23 protein-coding genes are annotated in these 18,597 nt (G+C 59.5%); 18 read left to right on the top strand and 5 right to left on the bottom strand.

All coding sequences use genetic code 11. The features are described 5' to 3' along the window. Window positions 1-82 precede the first annotated feature (82 nt). The 6 genes from K9B32_RS18625 to K9B32_RS18600 all read left to right on the top strand — a co-directional run bounded on the left by K9B32_RS18625 (window position 83) and on the right by K9B32_RS18600 (window position 5,199). Window positions 83-1,219 carry an FAD-dependent monooxygenase gene (locus K9B32_RS18625; protein WP_224564830.1) on the top strand — a complete coding sequence of 379 codons (1,137 nt, stop codon included), beginning with the start codon at window positions 83-85 and terminating at the stop codon, window positions 1,217-1,219. Beyond that, on the top strand, window positions 1,216-2,016 hold the full coding sequence (locus K9B32_RS18620; protein ID WP_224564828.1) for an alpha/beta fold hydrolase: 801 nt from the start codon (window positions 1,216-1,218) through the stop codon (window positions 2,014-2,016). Before K9B32_RS18625 ends, K9B32_RS18620 begins: the two co-directional genes overlap by 4 nt. 74 nt (window positions 2,017-2,090) lie before the next feature. Continuing rightward, window positions 2,091-2,843, top strand: coding sequence for an Asp/Glu racemase (locus K9B32_RS18615; RefSeq protein WP_318013352.1), 753 nt, complete (start codon window positions 2,091-2,093; stop codon window positions 2,841-2,843). 10 nt (window positions 2,844-2,853) lie between these two features. After that, entirely contained in the window at window positions 2,854-3,495 is a 642-nt protein-coding gene (locus K9B32_RS18610; protein ID WP_007800774.1) for an N-carbamoylsarcosine amidohydrolase, read from the top strand. A gap of 44 nt (window positions 3,496-3,539) precedes the next feature. Next, on the top strand, window positions 3,540-4,571 hold the full coding sequence (locus K9B32_RS18605; protein WP_007800776.1) for a hypothetical protein: 1,032 nt from the start codon (window positions 3,540-3,542) through the stop codon (window positions 4,569-4,571). A 145-nt stretch (window positions 4,572-4,716) separates the two neighbouring features. Then, complete coding sequence (locus K9B32_RS18600) at window positions 4,717-5,199, top strand: MarR family winged helix-turn-helix transcriptional regulator (RefSeq protein WP_132590405.1); 483 nt, start codon at window positions 4,717-4,719, stop codon at window positions 5,197-5,199. Between the two features lie 83 nt (window positions 5,200-5,282). On the opposite strand, the gene K9B32_RS18595 is transcribed toward K9B32_RS18600, so the two are convergent. Genes K9B32_RS18595 through K9B32_RS18580 form a run of 4 tightly spaced genes read right to left on the bottom strand, consistent with a single transcriptional unit; the run spans window position 5,283 to window position 8,523 of the window. Beyond that, window positions 5,283-6,014: a transporter substrate-binding domain-containing protein gene (locus K9B32_RS18595; RefSeq protein ID WP_224564826.1), complete on the bottom strand. Its 732-nt coding sequence runs from the start codon at window positions 6,012-6,014 to the stop codon at window positions 5,283-5,285. Window positions 6,015-6,052: 38 nt separating this feature from the next. Continuing rightward, window positions 6,053-6,817 carry a 4-hydroxy-2-oxoheptanedioate aldolase gene (gene hpaI, locus K9B32_RS18590; protein WP_224564824.1) on the bottom strand — a complete coding sequence of 255 codons (765 nt, stop codon included), beginning with the start codon at window positions 6,815-6,817 and terminating at the stop codon, window positions 6,053-6,055. An 8-nt stretch (window positions 6,818-6,825) separates the two neighbouring features. After that, window positions 6,826-7,608, bottom strand: a complete 783-nt coding sequence (gene hpaH / locus K9B32_RS18585) for a 2-oxo-hept-4-ene-1,7-dioate hydratase (protein ID WP_224564822.1) — start codon at window positions 7,606-7,608, stop codon at window positions 6,826-6,828. A 21-nt stretch (window positions 7,609-7,629) separates the two neighbouring features. Beyond that, on the bottom strand, window positions 7,630-8,523 hold the full coding sequence (locus K9B32_RS18580; protein ID WP_224564820.1) for a dioxygenase: 894 nt from the start codon (window positions 8,521-8,523) through the stop codon (window positions 7,630-7,632). Window positions 8,524-8,809: 286 nt separating this feature from the next. Between K9B32_RS18580 and K9B32_RS18575 the strand changes: the two genes are divergently transcribed. The 12 genes from K9B32_RS18575 to K9B32_RS18520 all read left to right on the top strand — a co-directional run bounded on the left by K9B32_RS18575 (window position 8,810) and on the right by K9B32_RS18520 (window position 17,541). Continuing rightward, window positions 8,810-9,547, top strand: a complete 738-nt coding sequence (locus K9B32_RS18575; RefSeq protein WP_411969720.1) for a GntR family transcriptional regulator — start codon at window positions 8,810-8,812, stop codon at window positions 9,545-9,547. Continuing rightward, window positions 9,548-10,378 carry a sugar phosphate isomerase/epimerase family protein gene (locus K9B32_RS18570; RefSeq protein ID WP_224564818.1) on the top strand — a complete coding sequence of 277 codons (831 nt, stop codon included), beginning with the start codon at window positions 9,548-9,550 and terminating at the stop codon, window positions 10,376-10,378. 76 nt (window positions 10,379-10,454) lie between these two features. Then, the gene (locus K9B32_RS18565) at window positions 10,455-11,123 is read left to right on the top strand and encodes an amino acid ABC transporter permease (RefSeq protein ID WP_224564816.1); all 669 of its coding nucleotides are present in this window, start codon (window positions 10,455-10,457) and stop codon (window positions 11,121-11,123) included. Window positions 11,124-11,134: 11 nt separating this feature from the next. Further along, window positions 11,135-11,785: an amino acid ABC transporter permease gene (locus K9B32_RS18560; protein ID WP_224564815.1), complete on the top strand. Its 651-nt coding sequence runs from the start codon at window positions 11,135-11,137 to the stop codon at window positions 11,783-11,785. A gap of 51 nt (window positions 11,786-11,836) precedes the next feature. After that, a complete protein-coding gene (locus K9B32_RS18555) occupies window positions 11,837-12,679 on the top strand; it encodes a transporter substrate-binding domain-containing protein (RefSeq protein WP_224564813.1) in 843 nt (280 codons plus the stop codon). Between the two features lie 64 nt (window positions 12,680-12,743). Further along, the gene (locus K9B32_RS18550) at window positions 12,744-13,466 is read left to right on the top strand and encodes an amino acid ABC transporter ATP-binding protein (RefSeq protein ID WP_224564961.1); all 723 of its coding nucleotides are present in this window, start codon (window positions 12,744-12,746) and stop codon (window positions 13,464-13,466) included. A gap of 12 nt (window positions 13,467-13,478) precedes the next feature. Beyond that, entirely contained in the window at window positions 13,479-14,354 is an 876-nt protein-coding gene (locus K9B32_RS18545; protein ID WP_224564811.1) for a shikimate dehydrogenase, read from the top strand. A 25-nt stretch (window positions 14,355-14,379) separates the two neighbouring features. Continuing rightward, window positions 14,380-14,748, top strand: coding sequence for a 5-carboxymethyl-2-hydroxymuconate Delta-isomerase (locus K9B32_RS18540; protein WP_224564809.1), 369 nt, complete (start codon window positions 14,380-14,382; stop codon window positions 14,746-14,748). A 28-nt stretch (window positions 14,749-14,776) separates the two neighbouring features. Beyond that, window positions 14,777-15,226 (top strand): type II 3-dehydroquinate dehydratase, encoded by a 450-nt coding sequence (gene aroQ / locus K9B32_RS18535; RefSeq protein WP_224564807.1) that lies wholly within the window; start codon window positions 14,777-14,779, stop codon window positions 15,224-15,226. Window positions 15,227-15,242: 16 nt separating this feature from the next. After that, window positions 15,243-16,280 (top strand): Gfo/Idh/MocA family protein, encoded by a 1,038-nt coding sequence (locus tag K9B32_RS18530; RefSeq protein WP_224564805.1) that lies wholly within the window; start codon window positions 15,243-15,245, stop codon window positions 16,278-16,280. Between the two features lie 101 nt (window positions 16,281-16,381). After that, window positions 16,382-16,681, top strand: a complete 300-nt coding sequence (locus K9B32_RS18525; RefSeq protein WP_224564803.1) for an isochorismatase family protein — start codon at window positions 16,382-16,384, stop codon at window positions 16,679-16,681. Between the two features lie 62 nt (window positions 16,682-16,743). Beyond that, window positions 16,744-17,541 carry a pirin family protein gene (locus K9B32_RS18520; RefSeq protein WP_224564802.1) on the top strand — a complete coding sequence of 266 codons (798 nt, stop codon included), beginning with the start codon at window positions 16,744-16,746 and terminating at the stop codon, window positions 17,539-17,541. 280 nt (window positions 17,542-17,821) lie between these two features. Here the strand turns inward: K9B32_RS18520 and K9B32_RS18515 are convergent, their stop codons facing one another. After that, a complete protein-coding gene (locus tag K9B32_RS18515; RefSeq protein ID WP_224564800.1) occupies window positions 17,822-18,583 on the bottom strand; it encodes a metallophosphoesterase in 762 nt (253 codons plus the stop codon). Window positions 18,584-18,597 lie beyond the last annotated feature (14 nt).

The raw sequence follows: 18,597 nt of genomic DNA, 5'->3' as shown, positions 1-18,597 counted from the left end.
TATTTAGAGTGTATGCGCTAGACTTTTGCCAAGCCACCAATCGTGGGAACAATGCGTCGAAGGACAGCTAAGAAGGGTCGCTATGTCGAACGGAAAAGAAAAGATTGCGATTATCGGCGCCGGCCTCGGTGGCGCCGTCGCGGGTGCGCTACTCCAGCACGCGGGTTTTGACGTCAACGTCTATGAACAGGCGCCGAGCTTCTCGCGCCTGGGTGCCGGCATCCATATGGGGCCGAACGTCCTGAAGATTTTCGAGCGCATCGGCGTCGACGAAAAGGTCATCGGCATCAGCAGCACGCCGAGCCATTGGTTCAGCCGCGACGGCATTACCGGCGAATACACCGCGCGGGTTCCGCTCGAAGGTTACGGCCAGACCTATTGCACCGTTCACCGCGGAGACCTGCAGGCCATTCAGTGCGATGCGTTGCAGCCGGGCACCTTGCATTTCGGCAAGAAGCTGGCCCGCCTCGACGATAACGGCACCGATGTGCTGATCGAATTCGAAGATGGAACCTCGGTGCGCGCCGATATCGTGATCGGCGCCGACGGTATCAATTCGCGCGTTCGCGAAACGCTGCTCGGCGCAGAAAGGCCGAATTACAGCGGCTGGGTCGGCCATCGCGCTCTGATCTCGTCCGACAAGCTGAAGAGATACGACCTGACGTTTGAGGATTGCGTCAAGTGGTGGGGTTCGGACCGTCACATGATGGTCTACTACACGACGGCTCGCCGCGACGAATATTACTATGTCACCGGCGTTCCGCATCCAGCCTGGGAGTTCGATTCGGCTTTCGTCGACAGCAGCCGCGACGAGATGGCGGCGGCGTTCGAGGGTTATCATCCGATCATCCAGGCTCTGATCGAAAGCACCGATGAGGTGACGAAGTGGCCGTTGTTCAACCGTAACCCGCTGCCACTCTGGAGCAAGGGCCGCCTCGTGCTGCTGGGAGATGCCTGCCATCCGATGAAACCCCATATGGCGCAGGGTGCCGCGATGGCGATCGAAGACGCCGCCATGCTGACCCGCTGCCTGCAGGAAACCGGCATCAACGATTTCCGCGCCGCTTTCGGACTGTATGAGACTAACCGCCGCGACCGCGCGACGCGTGTCCAGAGCGTTTCGAACGCCAACACCTTCCTGCTCAAGCAGGAGGATCCCGCGTGGGTCTATGGCTACGACATCTATGCCGAGCCGCTGAAGAGCGAGACCGCAGCATGAGCGGCGGTGCCTTGTACGGTGCGAACGTCTTCGCCAACGGCATTCGGCAACACTATCTGCGCTACGGCGGAAGCGGCTCTGCGGTCATCCTGATCCCTGGCATCACCAGCCCGGCGATCACATGGGGTTTCGTCGCCGAGCGGCTCGCCGAACGCTACGACGTCTATGTGATCGACGTGCGCGGCCGGGGGCTGTCTTCGACGGGGCCCGACCTTGATTACGGCCTCAACGCGATGGCCGCCGACGTGGTCGGCTTCGCCACAGCGCTCGGGCTTCCTGCCCCTGCCCTACTCGGCCATTCGATGGGCGCGCGCATCGCCATCCGCGCCGCCGTTGCGGCGCCCGAGGCGTTTTCGAGGCTCGCGCTGATCGATCCGCCGGTTTCTGGCCCCGGACGCCGCGCCTACCCGAGCAAGCTGCCTTGGTATGTCGACAGCATCCGCCTTGCGCTGAAGGGCATCGATGCGGAAGGCATGAAGGCGTTTTGCCCGACATGGACCGACGAACAGCTGAAGCTGCGCGCCGAATGGCTGCACACCTGCTACGAGCCGGCCATCGTCACCGCCTTCGAGGACTTCCACAAGGACGATATTTTCCCGGATCTGCCGAAGCTCAAGCAGCCCGCCATGCTGATGGTGGCCGGCCGCGGCGGCGTGATCGAGCCGGAGGACGCGACCGAAATCCAGTCACTTTATCCAGCGATGGAAATCGTGCGTGTGCCCAATGCCGGGCACATGATCCCCTGGGATGATTTCGACGGCTTCTTTGCCGCGCTTGGAGATTTTCTCTCCCGTTGATTGGAACGGCGGCGGATCGACGATCCACCGGCGTTTGTTTGACACTCGCTTTTGCAACGCAGAGGATTCCATCCGTGCAGAGATATTACCGTATCGGCCAGATCGTTCCGAGCTCCAACACAACGATGGAGACCGAAATTCCCGCCATGTTGACGGCACGCCAGTCCATCCGCCCCGAGCGCTTCACCTTCCACTCCAGCCGCATGCGGATGAAGAAAGTGGTCAAGGAGGAACTGGCAGCGATGGACGCCGAATCCGACCGTTGCGCCGTCGAGCTTTCCGACGCCCGCGTCGATGTTCTCGGATACGCCTGCCTGGTTGCGATCATGGCGATGGGCCTCGGCTATCACCGCCAGTCGGAAAAGCGCCTTACCGGCCGCACTCAGGAAAACGACACGAACATTCCGGTTGTTACCAGCGCCGGCGCGCTGATCGAAGGCCTGAAGGTGATGAAGGCCAGGAAGATTGCCGTCGTCGCACCGTATATGAAGCCCCTCACCGAACTCGTCGTGAACTATATTCGCGAAGAGGGCTTCGAGGTGATGGATTGGCGGGCGCTGGAAATTCCCGATAATCTCGATGTCGCCCGCCACGACCCGGAAAACCTGCCGGCGATCGTCCAGACACTCGATCTCTCGGATGTCGACGTGATCGTGCTTTCGGCCTGCGTGCAGATGCCGTCGCTGCCTGTGATCGCCAAGGTCGAGGCCATGACGGGCAAGCCGGTCCTCACCGCCGCCGTCGCCACCACGTATTGCATGCTGAAATCACTGGGAATGGAAGCCGTCGTACCGGGTGCCGGCGCGCTGCTGTCCGGCGCGTATTGAGGAGAGCCCGATGGTCAGTGCCGAAACCAACTATCAGGGCGTCTGGGGCAACCGCATCGGCTTCGGCCAGCGCCCCGCCTTGCTCGTCATAGACTTTCTGAAGGCCTATACGGTGGAAGGCGCGCCGCTCTTTGCGCCGGGTGTCGTCGATGCAGTGGCGCAAACACCGGCGCTTCTGGCTGCTGCGCGGGCCGCAGGCATTCCCGTCATCCACACCCGCATCCTTTATCTCGCGGAAAACTGTGCCGATGGCGGCATGTGGGTGAAGAAGGCCCCGGTCATGAAGGCCATGGTCGAGGGCAACGTGCTGGCCGAATTCTGCGACGGCGTCGCTCCGGAAAAAGGCGAACTTGTCATAGTCAAGCAATATGCCAGCGCCTTCTTCGGCACCAGCCTCGCCTCGCATCTGCGTGCGCAGGGCATCGACACGGTCGTGTTAGCCGGCTGCTCGACCAGCGGCTGCATCCGTGCGAGCGCCGTCGATGCCGTGCAGCACGGCTTCCGAACCATTGTCGTGCGCGATTGCGTCGGCGACCGGCATCCCGATCCACACAATGCCAACCTCTTCGACATCGACAGCAAGTATGGCGATGTCGTTTCGAGGGAGGAGGCGATCGCCGAAATTGCCAAGGTCAAGTCCGACTGTCCGTAACTTTACAAAACAGCCAAGCCTTCAAACAAGATAGGGGAATGAGCATGGATCAATTCAGCTTCACGGAAATCTGCCTGCATCAGTTGAAGATGTCGGGCGTCCACGAGGGAGAAAAACTCATTGTCCTTACCCAGGGCAACGAGCGCCTCGATTACGCCGACGCCTTCATGGCGGCGGGCATGCGTCTTGGCGCCAAGATGTATCACATGCGTTTGCCGCCGGTGCCGCCGGCAGGTGCATGGGCGGTCGGCCAGACAGGCCTTGCTGCCATGCCGGAAGCGGTAGAGGCCCTGAAGGCCGCCGACATGCTGATCGATTGCATCTTTCTACTCTTCAGCCCGGAACAGATGGCGATCCAGGCGGCCGGCACGCGTATCCTGACCGCCGTGGAACCGCCGGAGATTCTGGCGCGCATGCTGCCGACAAAGGAACTGCGCGAGCGCGTTGAATTTGCGGGAGACCTCTTGTCCAAGGCGAAGGTGATGCGGATCACTTCTCCGCATGGCACGGATGTCACCTACAAGCTCAACACCTATCCCGCCATTACGGAATATGCGTGCACGGACGAGCCGGGCCGCTGGGATCATTGGCCGTCCGGCTTTGTCTTTACCGGTGGTGACGACGATGGCGTCGACGGTACAATCGTCGTTGCTCCGGGCGATATCCTGCTGCCGCAGAACATCTACGTGCGCGACCCGATCATCTATACGATCGAAAACGGTTGGATCACCGACATTCGCGGCGGTCTCGATGCCGAGCTGGTCAAATCCTATATGGCAGGTTTCAACGACCCGCGTGGCATGGGCATGAGCCATGTCGGCTGGGGCCTTAATCAGAACGCTAAGTGGCATCGAATGGTGCCCGGCGAATTCCCCGGAGGCATGGGCATGGAGGCACGCTCCTTCTACGGCAACGTGATGTTCTCCACTGGCCCCAACAACGAGCTCGGCGGCCCGAACGACACCGCCTGCCATCTGGACATCCCGATGCGCGGTTGCTCGCTGTTCCTCGACGATGAACCGATGGTTCTGGATGGCGACATCGCCGTCAAGGAAATGAAGTACAACTTCAAATAGCCGAGATAGCCAAGCCGCTCCGCGTGAAATCGCGCGGAGCGGGTGCGGCTCGAGACGCCTTGACCAGCGCAACCTGCTGTGATGTTTCCTGCAGTCCGCGATGCATTCGCGCCGAAGAGCCGCAAACCGATGGACCACACCGACGATGACCGCAAAAGACACCGAAGGCCTCCCCGAAGCGCCGGCGCCTCAGAATGGCTACCACGTCACGGAGCAAGTCGGGCATCTGCTGCGCAAGGCCTATCAGCGTCATCTGTCGATTTTCCAGACCAATGCCAGTGATCCAGACCTGACATCGGTGCAGTTTGTGACGCTGTGCGCGCTGCATGACCTCGGGCCCAGTTCACAGGTCGAGCTCGTCAAGGCCACCTCCGTCGACCAGGCGACCATCCGTGGCATCGTCGAGCGGCTGAAGGCCCGCGGACTGATCGATCTCTCCAAGGACCAGGCCGACGGCCGCAAGGTGGTGATCTCCCTGCTGCCCAAGGGCGAAGCCTTGCTGCAGGACATGTATCCGCAAGCCTATATCATCAGCGAAAAGACCGTCGCGCGTCTCAACCCCGCGGAACGCATAGCGTTGTTGTATCTGCTGCGCAAGATCGCCGACGATGAGACTGGAGAACAGTAGGTGTTGATTGGGGTACCTGCGGTCTTGAACGGAATCGAACCATCGACCAGGCGATTGCGGCATATCGCCTATTTATGGAACTGCTACTTCTTTGCCAAAGCAACGCCATTGCTTTGCGCATCGCGAATGACGTTTTCCGAGAAACCTTCTCGAAGAGCCTCCTCGACGAATTCGCGTACCAAGAGAGCCGCCGCTGGATAGGAACAACTGACGGCGATTGCTTGCCTGATAACGAGGAATGGTTCCACCAGGACGCGGAAACCCTTACGCATGCTCGCAAAATGTTCAAGCGCTTGCCGCACACCCGCCGCGGCGTGATGTTTCCCTTCGGCAAACATTTCAAGGGTCTCCCCCGGCGTCGACGAATGAACGATTTTGGCATGCGCGAGACGCCGGGACAAATAGAGGCCATAGGCAGCGTTGCGGGTGACGCAAATTTCCACGCCCTCCGCGTCGATGTCCTGAAGACTGCGATATGGTGTCGCCTTCCGAACCACAAGCGTGGCCTCGATCAGCGCATAGGCAGGCGAAAACAGCAGCCTGTCTTCGCGCGCCGGGTCGGCGGCCAGGAAGGCGATGTCCCACTCGTCCTGATCGACCCGGTCCAGGATACTGGCTGCCGAAGGATATGCGACGAATTCGACGCGACAACCGAGGCGCTCTGCAAACTCTTTGGCGAGTTGTGGGCTGACACCTTCAAAGGCTCCTGTATCTGGATCGAGCTGCACCAAAGCGATATTGGCAAGGTTTACCGCCGCTCGCAGATAGCCCTTCGGGATCAGTGCGCTGAGCGAAGCCGCTATAGCGTCGGTCATGTCTTTATCTCCTGCGGGACAGCGCAATCTTGCGGTCACTATTGCCTGAATTTCGCTGCCAGCGCCTCGGTCCCGCGAGCGAGAATACCGACATCGATGCCGACCGCGGTAAAAATCGTTCCGAGATCAATGCAGCGGGCAGCAAAGGCGGTGTCCGGCGTCAGGATGCCTGCCGGTTTGCCGAGAGCTGCAAGGCGGCTGATCGCATCCTCGACAGCAGCGACGACCTCAGGATGGCCGGGCTCCCCCGGATATCCAAGGCTGGCGGCAAGATCCGCCGGTCCGATGAAGATGCCATCGACACCATCAACCTGTGCAATGGCTTCCAATGCCTCGAGTGCCGCACGGGTTTCCAACTGCACCAGCAGACACAGTTCCTCTTCCGCCCGCCGGGCATAACCCGCGACACGCCCAAAACGCGTCGCCCGCGTCAGTCCCGACACACCGCGGATACCGGCAGGAGGATAGCGCATGGCGGAGACCGCAGCTTCCGCTTCCGCACGGTTCTGCACATAAGGAATGAGGAGTGTCTGCGCGCCGATATCGAGGTAACGCTTGATCAGAACTGCATCATTGCTTGCAGGCCGCACGATCGCGGAGACATCATAGGCCGCGACCGCCTGCAACTGCGGCAGCACCGTCAGGACGTCGCCCGGTGAGTGTTCGGTATCGAACAGCAGCCAGTCGAACCCGGAGGGCGCAACGATCTCCGCCGCATAGCTCCCCGGCAGACTGCACCAGAGACCGATCTGCTGCCTTTTTTCGAGCAGGGCCTGCTTGAAGCGATTTTCCAGAAGGTTCATGTCTTCACCTATACAAAAGCGACGCCGATAGCACCGATCCGGCCATAATCCGCGTGGATGACGTCGCCAGCCGCGATGTCAACAGGGCGGGTAAAGGAGCCCGCCAGCACGATCTGCCCCTTCTGCAGTTTGCCGCCAACCGCATGGAGCTTGTTGACGAGCCAGGCGATCCCTGCTGCGGGATGTCCCATGACGGCCGCCGAAACGCCGGACTCCTCGATGATCCCATTCTTGGAGAGCGTTGCCCCGATCCACCGGATATCGACATCCATCGGACGGATGACGCGGCCTCCGACGACAATGGCGCCGAAAGCGGCGTTGTCGGCGATGGTATCGGTAATCGCGCGGGGAACCTCGGTCCTGTAGTCGATGATTTCGAGTGCCGGAACGATGAATTCGGTGGCGCGCATGACGTCATAGATGCGGGTGCTCGGACCTTCAAGGTCCTCGCCCATGATGAAGGCGAGTTCCACTTCGAGGCGTGGCTTGATGAAGAGGTCGGCCCTGATCTGGGCGCCGTCGTTGAACAGAGCATCGTCGAGGATGCGCCCGTAGTCCGGCTCGGTCATCTTCGATGCCATCTGCATGGCCCGCGATGTCAGGCCGATCTTGTGGCCCGCAACGCGCGCACCTTTGGCAATCCTGCCTTCCGCCCAAAGATCCTGGATTCGATAGGCGTCCTCGATCTCAATCTGCGGATAGGTCCTGCTGAGCTGCGGGATCGGCACCCGGCTTTCCTCGGCGCTCAGCAAGGACTGTGCCGCAGCGCGATGCTCTTCATCCGTCAACATGGGTGTCGTTCTCCCGTTTGTTTATTTGATTGGCGCGCGCGGCAGAACCGCGTCGCCCGGCTCCATCACGTATGTGTATTCCAGGGAAAACCAGGGAATGTTCACATGCGCATCGTCGGGATGCGGTTCGTCGTGCTGCACGAAATCGCCCGTCAGCGCGGACGTCACCCCGAACTGAACGTCGGAACCGATGTTCGGATCGCTCGGGTCGAAAACCTGCGAAATAAGGGTCTTGTAGCCTGCCTTGAAGATCAGCGCGTGCAGATGCGCCGGGCGATAGGGGTGACGTCCCTGCACCTTTAAAAGCCGGCCGACGACACCGTCCACCGGGATCGGATAGCCCACCATCTTGACCGTGCTGAACCAGAAGCGACCATCAGCGTCCGTGGTGAATTTGCCCCGCAAGTTCATCTCGGCCTGATTGGGGTCCTGGTTCTCATAGAGACCGACGGGCGACGCGTGCCAGACATCCACTTCGGCGCCCGCAATGGGACTGCCATGCGCATCCACCACCTGCGCGTGAACGAAAAGCGGAGAACCCGGCGTATCCGACCGGACAATGGTGCCGCCATTTTCAACGCGCGGCGAGTTGAGGCGCCAGAAGGGGCCAAGCAACGACTGGGACGTTTCGGTCTGACCCTGATCGCCATTGTTGAGCAGGCAGACGAGCGTTGAAACACCAAGCGAACCCGACATCAAGACGAACTCGTTATGGCTGTCAGTCTGCAATTGGCCGATTTCGTTGAGGACAGCTGTTGCCTCGCGGAATTCCGGCTCCGTCAGGCGGACCTCCCGGACGAAGGCATGCAGATGCTTCACAAGCGCCGTCATGATCTCCCGAAGACGATCGTCGCTGGTCTGTTCCATGACCTTCAAAACTGCGGCCGTCACATCCTGTTGGGTCCGTATCACCATCTCGCACCTCCCTGCGCCCGCAGACGTTGTCTTGAATCATCGATTATTTGTCAAGCGGACAGCTGCTGCACCGTCAGTAATTTTTACAAAAACCGCTCACGGCGGCGCCATATCACCAATCATATAGTTGAGTTTGTTACATAAATAACGGATGAGGGATTTTCATGATTGAAATGGGAGAATTTTGTGCCAAATCGTTTGACACAAATAATCGTTTATTATATCGATCGTCGATAATGAAGTCCGCCATCGAAAATCGTGGTGGAACCATCTGGGAGGATGTCAATTGCGATCAGGGCCTGGAAGTCTGATCTTCGAAGGCGGCGCGGAGGCGGTAACGCCCCCCTCGTTTTTGGATGACGGCAAGAACACAATCGCCAGCCAACTTGTTTCGCAGTTGCGCGAAGCGATCATTTCGGGCCAGCTTGAAGCGGGCAGCAAGATCAATCTCGATCGGGCAAAGCAGAGCTTCAACGTCAGCCTCAGTCCTTTGCGCGAGGCATTGGCGCGTCTGATTTCGGACGGACTCGTCGAGTTCGAAGACAATCGCGGCTACCGCGTCTCGCCCGTATCGTTGTCCAATCTCGAAGAGATCACCAGCCTGCGCGAGGAATTCGAAACCTATGCGCTGCGGGAATCCATGCGCGTCGGCGATGTCGAATGGGAAGGCAATATCATGCGTGCGCTGCATCGCCTGAACCGCACGGAACGGGATGCCTCCAAACCCGAAACGCTCGAGCAGTGGGAGGCCGTTCATCGGGAATTTCATCTCACATTGATTTCGGGCTGCCGCAAGCCGCTGCTTCTCAGTTTCTGCAAGACCATGCTGAACCTGAACGACCGCTATCGGCGCACATTTCTCACCCGCACATCCGGCGACCGCAATGTCAGCGTTGAACATAGCGAAATCGCACAAGGAACAGTCGCACGGGACATGGATTACGCCTGCGACCGGCTGCGCGAGCACATCCATCGTACCGGCACAAATCTTCGAAAACACCTCGCTGAAAAGGGAATCGCCTGAATGGAGGCCCGGGAGAAAACAATCCCATCCAAGACTTTTGTGCCGTCGCTGGGCGTTGCCCATTTTTCAGCGATCGACGTCGAGCCGGCAAAATTTGTGTCGCTCTCAGCCGCAGCGGGCTTTTCATCGGTTGGCCTACGCCTTCACCCGGCATTTCCTGGCGCTCCCTACTATGAGCTGCCGGCGGGAAGCGACGTAGCTCGTGACGTTAAAGCCCGCCTGGATGGTGAAGGAATGTCGCTCTATGACATCGAATTTGTCGTCATCGGTCCGGACTTCGATGCCGCTGCCCTGACGTCAGTGCTGGAGGCCGCAAGCGCGCTCGGGGCGCAACGTCTCAGCGTTTGCGGCGACGATCCGGATCGGGAGCGCCTCATTGCCAATTTCGCGGCACTCTGCGACCTCGCGGGCACCTTCGGCATGGGCGTCGACCTGGAGAACATGGGCTGGCGCACTGTCGCAAGCTTTCATGACAGCCTGTCGATCGTGCAGGATTCGAACCGGGACAACGCCGGCGCGCTGGTCGATGCGCTGCACTTCTTCCGCAATGGCGGCCAAGCCAACGATGTCTCTGCTGCCCCCCAAGGCATGATCAGGAGTATTCAGCTCTGCGACGCCCGCGGACCCGCGCCGATAACGGCGGATCAAAAGGTCAGCGAGGCCAGGACGGGGCGTTTTGCGCCGGGGCTGGGTGAACTTCCCGTTGCGAGCCTGATGAGGGTGTTGCCGACAGGCGCCGCGGTCTCGGTGGAGGTGCCGATCCATTCCAGGCAGGCGCCGGAGGAGCATTTGCGTCACCTTCACGATGCCGCCCGAGCGTTGACCGGCTAACCAGAAGCAAAGCGCAAAACGGATACCACACACGAAGACAGGCAGAGGAGCCCGTCGGCGGGAGAGAGATGTTGTCATGAATTACGTGTTGGATTTCAGCGTTGTCTTCGAAAACATGCCCGACCTTCTGATGGCGGCTCTTGCGACGATCGGCTTGGCACTGGCCGGCATGTCGCTGGCGCTGGTGATCGGCGTCATCGGGGTCGCTGCCCGAACATCGAATATCCGTCCCTTGCGCGCGGCCGTCATCGCCTTCGTCGAAGTGGTGCGAAATACCCCTTTCCTGGTGCAGATTTTCTTCATTTTCTTCGCCCTGCCGATGATGGGCATCCGCCTCAACCCTACGGTCACGGCGATCATCGCGCTGGCCATCAACGGCGGCGCTTATGCGATCGAGATCATTCGCGGCGGGGTCGACAGCATCCACAAGGGTCAGGTTGAAGCAGGCCTCGCGCTTGGCCTGCACAAGGCGCAGGTGTTTCGCTTGATCGTGCTGAAACCGGCGCTGAGGGCTATTTATCCCTCGTTGACCAGCCAATTCATCATGCTGACGCTGACGACATCGGTCTGCACGTCGATCGCAGCCTATGAGCTGACTTCCGTCGCACAGATCATCGAGTCCGATACGTTCCGCAGCTTCGAAGTCTATTTCACGATTACGCTGATGTACCTCGCCATCTCGTCGATGATGATGGGGCTGTTTGCGCTGATCTCCCGTCATTTCTTCAGCTATCCGGTGCGGTAAGGAGCGGGACGGTGGGTGTTATCGGCCAAAACGAACTGCTTTTCCTGCTGCAGGGCCTGAAGTGGACGCTGCTTCTATCTGCGATCGGCTTCATCGGCGGCGGCGTATTCGGCCTTTTGATCGCACTGGCCCGGACGTCCGGACGCTCTGCGCTCCGCAAGACGGCGGCGGGCTATATCGCCGTCTTTCAGGGTACGCCGCTGCTAATGCAGCTGTTCGTCGTCTACTACGGGATCGCGCTTATCGGCGTCACCATCGAAGCCTGGCTAGCCGTCGCAATCGCCTTCACGCTTCATGCCAGTGCGTTTCTGGGCGAGATCTGGCGCGGCGCCATACAGGCCATACCTAAGGGACAAAGCGAGGCCGCCAATGCGTTGGGTCTCCACTATGTGTCGCGGATGAAGGACGTGGTCCTTCCGCAGGCCTTCAAGGTCTCGCTGCCGGCAACGATCGGTTTTCTCGTCCAGCTCATCAAGGGCACGTCGCTTGCCGCCATCGTCGGCTTCATCGAGCTCGCCCGCGCTGGACAGATCGTCTCGAACCAGACCTACAGGCCGCTGCTGGTCTTCGGCATCGTCGGTGCGATCTACTTCATCATTTGCTGGCCCCTGTCCCTCTACGGGGCCCGGCTCGAAAATCGGATGGCCAAGGCCGCTCGGTAAGTTGGCAATCCAACGAACGCACAAGCTCTATCAACCAAGGAGGAGAAGGTAATGATCAGCAGCTTTAAGACCGGCCTGAAGCGCCGTGGAATTCTGTTCGCCGCGGCAGCACTGGTGATGGCCCCGTGGCTGTCGCCGGTGTCTGCACAAGCTGCAACGGTCGAGGAGGTGAAGGCCAAGGGCAAGGTCGTCGTCGGCATTCAGGGCGACAACGCACCCTGGGGTTTCGTCAATTCGAGCGGCGTTCAGGACGGTTTCGACGCCGATATCGCCAAGCTATTCGCCAAAGAATTGGGCGTCGAGGTCGAATTCGCACCGCTCGCGGTCGCCAACCGCATCCCGGCGCTTGTCACTGGTAAGGTCGATATCCTGTTTGCCACCATGGCGATGACCGAGGAACGCGCCAAGTCGATCCAGTACAGCAAGCCGTATGCGGGCAACACGATTTCGCTTTATGGACCGAAGGACAAGAAGATGGCCGAAATCGGCGATCTCGCAGGCCTGGAGATCGGCGTTCCAAAGTCAAGCTCGCAGGATAAGGCGGTGACCGCCGCTGTCGGCGATACGGCGACCGTCCGGCGTTTCGACGATGATGCCGCGTCCATCCAGGCGCTGCTTTCCGGCCAGGTGCAGGCGGTCGGCGGCAACCAGTTCTACCTCGACCGTCTGGAAGCAGCCAGTGCCGGCACATATGAACGCAAGATCGATTTCCTCACCACATTCAATGGCGTCGGAACACGGCTTGGCGAGAAGGACTGGAATGAAACCGTCAACGCCTTCCTCGACAAAATCATGGCAAACGGCGAGCACGCCAAGGTCTATGCCAAGTGGATGAAGGTGGAGGTTCCGAAGTTCCCCGAATCCATTCCAAACATCCCCTTCACCATCAACTGATCCAAGTTCTGCGCAGGAGATCGCCGTGCCGCACGCCGCTGACACTCAAAGCCCGCTTCTCTCTATGGAAGCCGTGGATAAATGGTACGGCGCATTCCATGCGTTGAAGAACATCAACTTGACCGTCCGCAAAGGCGAGAAGATCGTCCTTTGCGGACCGTCGGGATCCGGCAAGTCAACCCTTATCCGTTGCATCAATGCGCTCGAGAAAATCGAGAAAGGCACGATCATGGTCGAGGGGACAAAACTGGATGACAGCGGCAAGGCGATCGACGCCGTGCGACGCGAAGTCGGCATGGTATTCCAGAGCTTCAACTTGTTTCCGCACATGACCATCCTCGAAAACTGCACGCTTGCGCCGATGCGCGTCCGTGGCACCAGCAAGACAGATGCCGAGAAAATCGCCCGCAAATATCTCGAACGCGTCCGCATTCTCGACCAGGCTGACAAGTACCCCGTCCAGCTTTCTGGCGGACAGCAGCAGCGCGTAGCGATTGCGCGTGCGCTCTGCATGGAGCCGAAAGCCATGCTGTTCGATGAGCCGACCAGCGCGCTCGATCCCGAAATGGTCAAGGAAGTCCTCGACACGATGATCGGTCTCGCCAGGGACGGTATGACCATGATCTGCGTCACCCATGAAATGGGCTTTGCCCGGCAGGTGGCCGACCGCGTGATCTTCATGGCCTCCGGCGAGATCATCGAAGAGGCGACGCCGGAAACGTTCTTCCGCAATCCCACGCATCCACGCACCCAGGCCTTCCTCGGCGAAATCCTGGCCCATCACTGAGGCGATCCGCATATGACTGTTTCAAACGAAACGATGAAGCGCGCTGTGTTGGTGGGACTGATCGGCGCGGATATCCAGATGTCGAAGTCCCCTGCCCTGCATGAGTGCGAGGGCACGCTTCAGGGTCTCGATTATCGCTACGAACTCCTCGACCTTGCCGAGCGCGGACTGCCTCCGAGCGCCCTGCCGGATCTGCTGGCCGAAATGGAAGCCCGCGGCTTTGCGGGCAGCAACATCACGCATCCCTGTAAGCAGACGGTGATTCAGTACCTCACGGATCTCTCCGACGACGCCCGCATGCTGGGCGCGGTTAACACCGTCGTATTCAAGGACGGAAGACGGACCGGCCACAACACGGACTGGTACGGTTTCTATGAAAATTTCCGGCGCGGCCTTCCTGACGTCCCGCGGCATCGGGCGGTCCTTCTGGGCGCCGGCGGCGCCGGGGTCGCAGTTGCACATGCCGCGATGAAACTCGGCATCGAGCATCTCGCGATTTTCGATCAGGATATTGCACGGTCGACAAAGCTCGCCGAAGATCTGAACCGCCGGTTTTCTGCCGAACGGGCTTTTTCGATCACCAATGTCGGTGAAGCGATGCGGACCGTTGATGGCCTTATCCATGCGACGCCGACGGGCATGAAAAACCATCCGGGTCTGCCGATCGAAGAGAGCTGGCTGGAACCTCGCCATTGGGTCGCCGACATCGTCTACATGCCGCTGGTAACCGAGCTTCTGGCGCTCGCCACCCGTCTCGACTGCCGCACTCTGACCGGTGGCGGGATGACGGTGTTTCAGGCAGCGGCCGCATTCAGGCTCTTCAGCGGTATCGAACCGGACGCCGAACGCATGAGCACCCATTTCACCGAACTGTGCAGAGCCTCCTGATCCAGGCTGGCGAAGGAGGAACGGGATGCCCCACATCGTCATCGAATATAGCCATGGAGCCGGCCGACGCATAGACATGCCGGCGCTGGTGAAGGCTGTTCATCGCAGCGTGCGTGACAGCGGCGCGGTCAAGCCGAATGCCGTGCGGACCTTCGCACGCGAAGCCACCCATTCGCTGGTCGCCGACGAGAATCCCGCCAATCAATTCGTGCAGATCATCCTGCGCATCGGACCCGGACGCTCTGCGGCCGAAATGCGAGCGATATTGCAGATGGTCTATGACGCAGCCGAAGGGGTCGCCCGTCCGGTACTCGATGAGGGGCGCTGCGCCCTGCGTGCCGATCTTATCCAGTCGGATCCCGATTTTGCGATCCACGAGAGCACATTGCCGTGATCATTCCGGCAATTCGAAAGGAAGACACATGAGCCTGATCTATGTTCTCAACGGCCCGAATCTCAACCTGCTCGGCAAGCGCCAGCCGCTTATCTACGGTCATGAGACACTCGCCGATGTCGAGGCCGATTGCCGCCGGTTGGCTTCCGAACTTGGCCACGAAATCCGCTTTCACCAGAGCAATCGTGAATACGAAATCATCGACTGGATCCATGAGGCGCGCGAGGACGGGGCGGGCATCGTTATCAATCCAGCCGCATTCACCCATACCTCAGTTGCCATTCTCGATGCGCTGAATACGTTCGAGCAGCCGGTGATCGAGGTGCATATTTCCAACGTTCACAAGCGTGAAGCCTTCCGCCATCATTCCTTCGTCTCGCATCGCGCCGATGGCGTGATCGCGGGTCTCGGCACCGAAGGCTACCTACTGGCGATCCGCCGCGTTGCAAGCCTGATCACGTCTGCCGAGACGAAGTGACGGGAAGGAGCTCGGCATGGAACGGAAAGTAAGACTTGCAGTGCTCGGCGCTGGCCTGATCGGCAAGCGACATATCCAGCACGTGCTTGCCGAGCCGCAGACGGAACTTCTGGCCATCGTCGATCCGATGCCGCTGGGGCAAAAGATTGCGCAGGAATACGGCGCTAAATGGTTTCCAAGCTTTGCGGCCATGATCGAGACGGATCGTCCCGACGGCATCATCATCGCGACGCCCAACCAGGTCCATGTCGCCAACGGTCTCGAAGCCGTTGCCGCCGGGGTGCCAGCGCTGGTCGAAAAGCCGATTGCCGACGACATCGCGGCCGGCGAAAAGCTGATCGGAGCGGCAGAAGCCGCTGGCGTTTCGCTTCTGGTCGGCCACCACCGCCGCCACAATCCAATGATCCAGAAGGCGAAAGAGATCATCGACAGCGGCGAGCTTGGCCGCATCCTCGTGGCCAATGTTATGTTCTGGCTGTTCAAGCCGGACGACTATTTCGACATCGACTGGCGGCGCCAGGCCGGAGCCGGCCCTGTCTTGCTTAACCTAATCCACGACGTCGACAACCTGCGCTGCCTTTTTGGGGAAATCGTTGCCATCCAGGCGCGTGAATCCAGCGGCGTCCGCGGCAATGCCGTCGAGGAGACCTCGGTGATCCTCATGGAGTTCGAAAGCGGTCTTCTTGCCACGGCTTCCGTTTCGGACTCGGTCGTCGCACCCTGGAGCTGGGAGATGACGACGGGCGAAAACCCAGCTTACCCGAAAACGGAGGAGGCATGCTACATGATCGGTGGGACGCACGGATCCTTGACGATCCCGTCGCTCGACGTGTGGAAGAACGGCGCAAGACGTAGCTGGTGGGAGCCCTTCGAAAAGCGCCGCGTCGCCATTCAGGACGAAGACCCGCTGGTGCTGCAGATCCGGCAGTTCTGCAAGGTGATCCGCGGTGAAGAAGCGCCGCTGGTGAGCGGGCGCGAAGGGCTGAACACACTGAAAGTCATTATGGCTATCAAACGATCGGCACAAAGCGGCGAACGTATTGTCTTGGGATAGAACAAACAGAGGTCAGACTTCACCTATATCGCGACCGACTAAGGCAACATCTATATGGCGGACTTGTCGCAAAAGCAGGTTTCGGTAACAGTAAGTTCTTCGTGCTCGCCGACATCGCCACGAACGCCAAACGTGGCAGCGAAGCTGCACCGATGTCACTGATGACGACGGAAATCTGCGTCACCTTCCCGGTCCTCCAGATGCTCGACGAAGGTTACGAGGTCCAGGTCTCGGCCGACGCATCCGCATCCTACACCAAGTACGGCGACGATATCGCTTTGCGGCGCATGGAAAAGGCCGGCGCGGTCATCACCACGGTTGACCAGATCATCTCCGAACTTGCCGTCGACTGGACGAGCCCGCTCGGCCAGAAGCTCGTCGGCATCCTGAACTACCACTGATGGCGGAACGCGTCGGATTCGGCGCGGGCGCGCCCGCGCCCGCGATCGAAGGAAACAGTTCAATGACTATCACCAAAATCGCAGATGGCCGGATGCGCGGCAACATCGGGGAAGGCTTCGGCGTCGAGATCATGTATCCGGGTCTGTCGCTCACCCAGGACGACAGCGGGATCGGCCCGATCGGCAGGATTGACCGCGCCCAGGTTCAGCCGGGTCATCTCATCGGCATGCACCCGCACAAGGACGACGAAATACTGGCCTATATCCGCGGCGGCGAGATGCTCCACCGCGACACCGTCGGTAACGAGGAGAGGCTCGACCAGACGCATTTCATGATGATGAATGCCGGCCACACCTTCCAACATGAAGAGCTTATGCTCGGGAAGACAACTGTTCGGGCTCTACAGATTTTCCTGCGGCCGCACGCTCCAAATCTCGAGCCGATGGTGCAGTTTCATGATTTTGTCGACGAAGTCAGCGACGATAACTGGCGGCTGATTGCCGGACCTCGCAAGGCCCGGCTAATGGTGCGGTCCGATGTCTGGGTCTTTGATGCACGCCTCAGCGCAGGCACTACGCTGAATTGCCGACCGCTGCTAATTTCCGAGTTGGCTTCTCTGCTCTTTGTCGTCAATGGGGAAATACGGTTTGGAAACGAGACGGTCTCCGAGGGAGAGAGCGTGTTCGCGACCTCGTTCGAACAGCATCCGATGGCGTTGACTGAGACCGATATCGTCTTGTTCTCGTTCGATGCTGACGCCCAGGTGTATCGTGGCGGTATGTTCAGCGGGAACCAAAAGCGGGCCGCTGAAGATGTTATACATCGGGGATCGGTCGTTGCTCGAGCAGCTCGAACGTGATGCGCTTAACCGGAAAGTCAGGCGGCGCATTTCGTTGTCAAGAAAGCGCCAATAGACATGGACCCGACCGATTCCATACGCCAAATCTCTTCCAACGTTTTGGCGTATCTCACCGATCGTGCTTGTTTGCACAGAGGAGGGCACCCGCTCCCACGCCTTGAAACGGTTCAAACCGCCGGCAGGCCTTTATGATCTAAATAGCTTTCTGATTTATCTGAGATTTTGTGGCGTAACGCCCTACTATGGAAACCATTGAAACTCGATCTTCTTCTCTTGTCGATTAGTCGGGCCGCCACTCGCCGACCTGGATGGCGCCGGTTTCGGTTAGTTCGGTGCATACGAAATGTGAAAGCTCATCGCGCCTGATTACGGCGGCGCTCAGCCGGCCAGTCCGATATGCTCCGGTATCCAAAGCTATGCGATTCGAGTAAACTTCGGGTCGCAGCGACTTCGTGATCGTGTGACCGTGCAAAACGACATGGCCAAAGGCGTCCATGTGATCGAGGAAGCCCGCCCTGATCCAGCGCAAGTCGTATTCGCTTTGATTTGCAAGCTGAACACCGGGACGTATTCCAGCGTGAACAAAGCAGAAGCGCCCGATCTCCTTGAATGTCAGCGCGTTTTCTAGCAAGTCCACATGGTGTGGGAAGACGCGGCGGATATCTGCGGCGATGTTCTCGAAATCAGGCACCGGGCGATTGGAATATGCGCTCACCGTTGCGACGCCTCCCCAGTCCATCCAGTTGACAGCGTCCTCATGGGTGAGAGCACCACGAAGGAGCTCACGCAGGTAAAAATCATGGTTGCCAAGGATCAGCCGAGAACCCGGATAAAGGTCGAGTGTTGAACAGACCTGATCGAGTACCTTTGGACTGTAAGGGCCGCGGTCGATCAGATCGCCTAGAAAGATCACGACCGGCTTGGATTGATGATCACTCGAGGCAGCCGCGATGTATCCAAGCATGACCTCAAGAAGGTCGGCGCGTCCATGGACGTCGGCAATGGCATAGATGTCGGACGGTAAGCTCTCGGTTGTAGTCACTATTTCTTCCTGCA

It is taken from the genome of Rhizobium sp. 3T7 (assembly GCF_020166565.1).
GTDB lineage: Bacteria > Pseudomonadota > Alphaproteobacteria > Rhizobiales > Rhizobiaceae > Rhizobium.
Note: the sequence above shows the minus strand (reverse complement) of the source record. Positions and strands in the feature narration are given on the sequence as shown.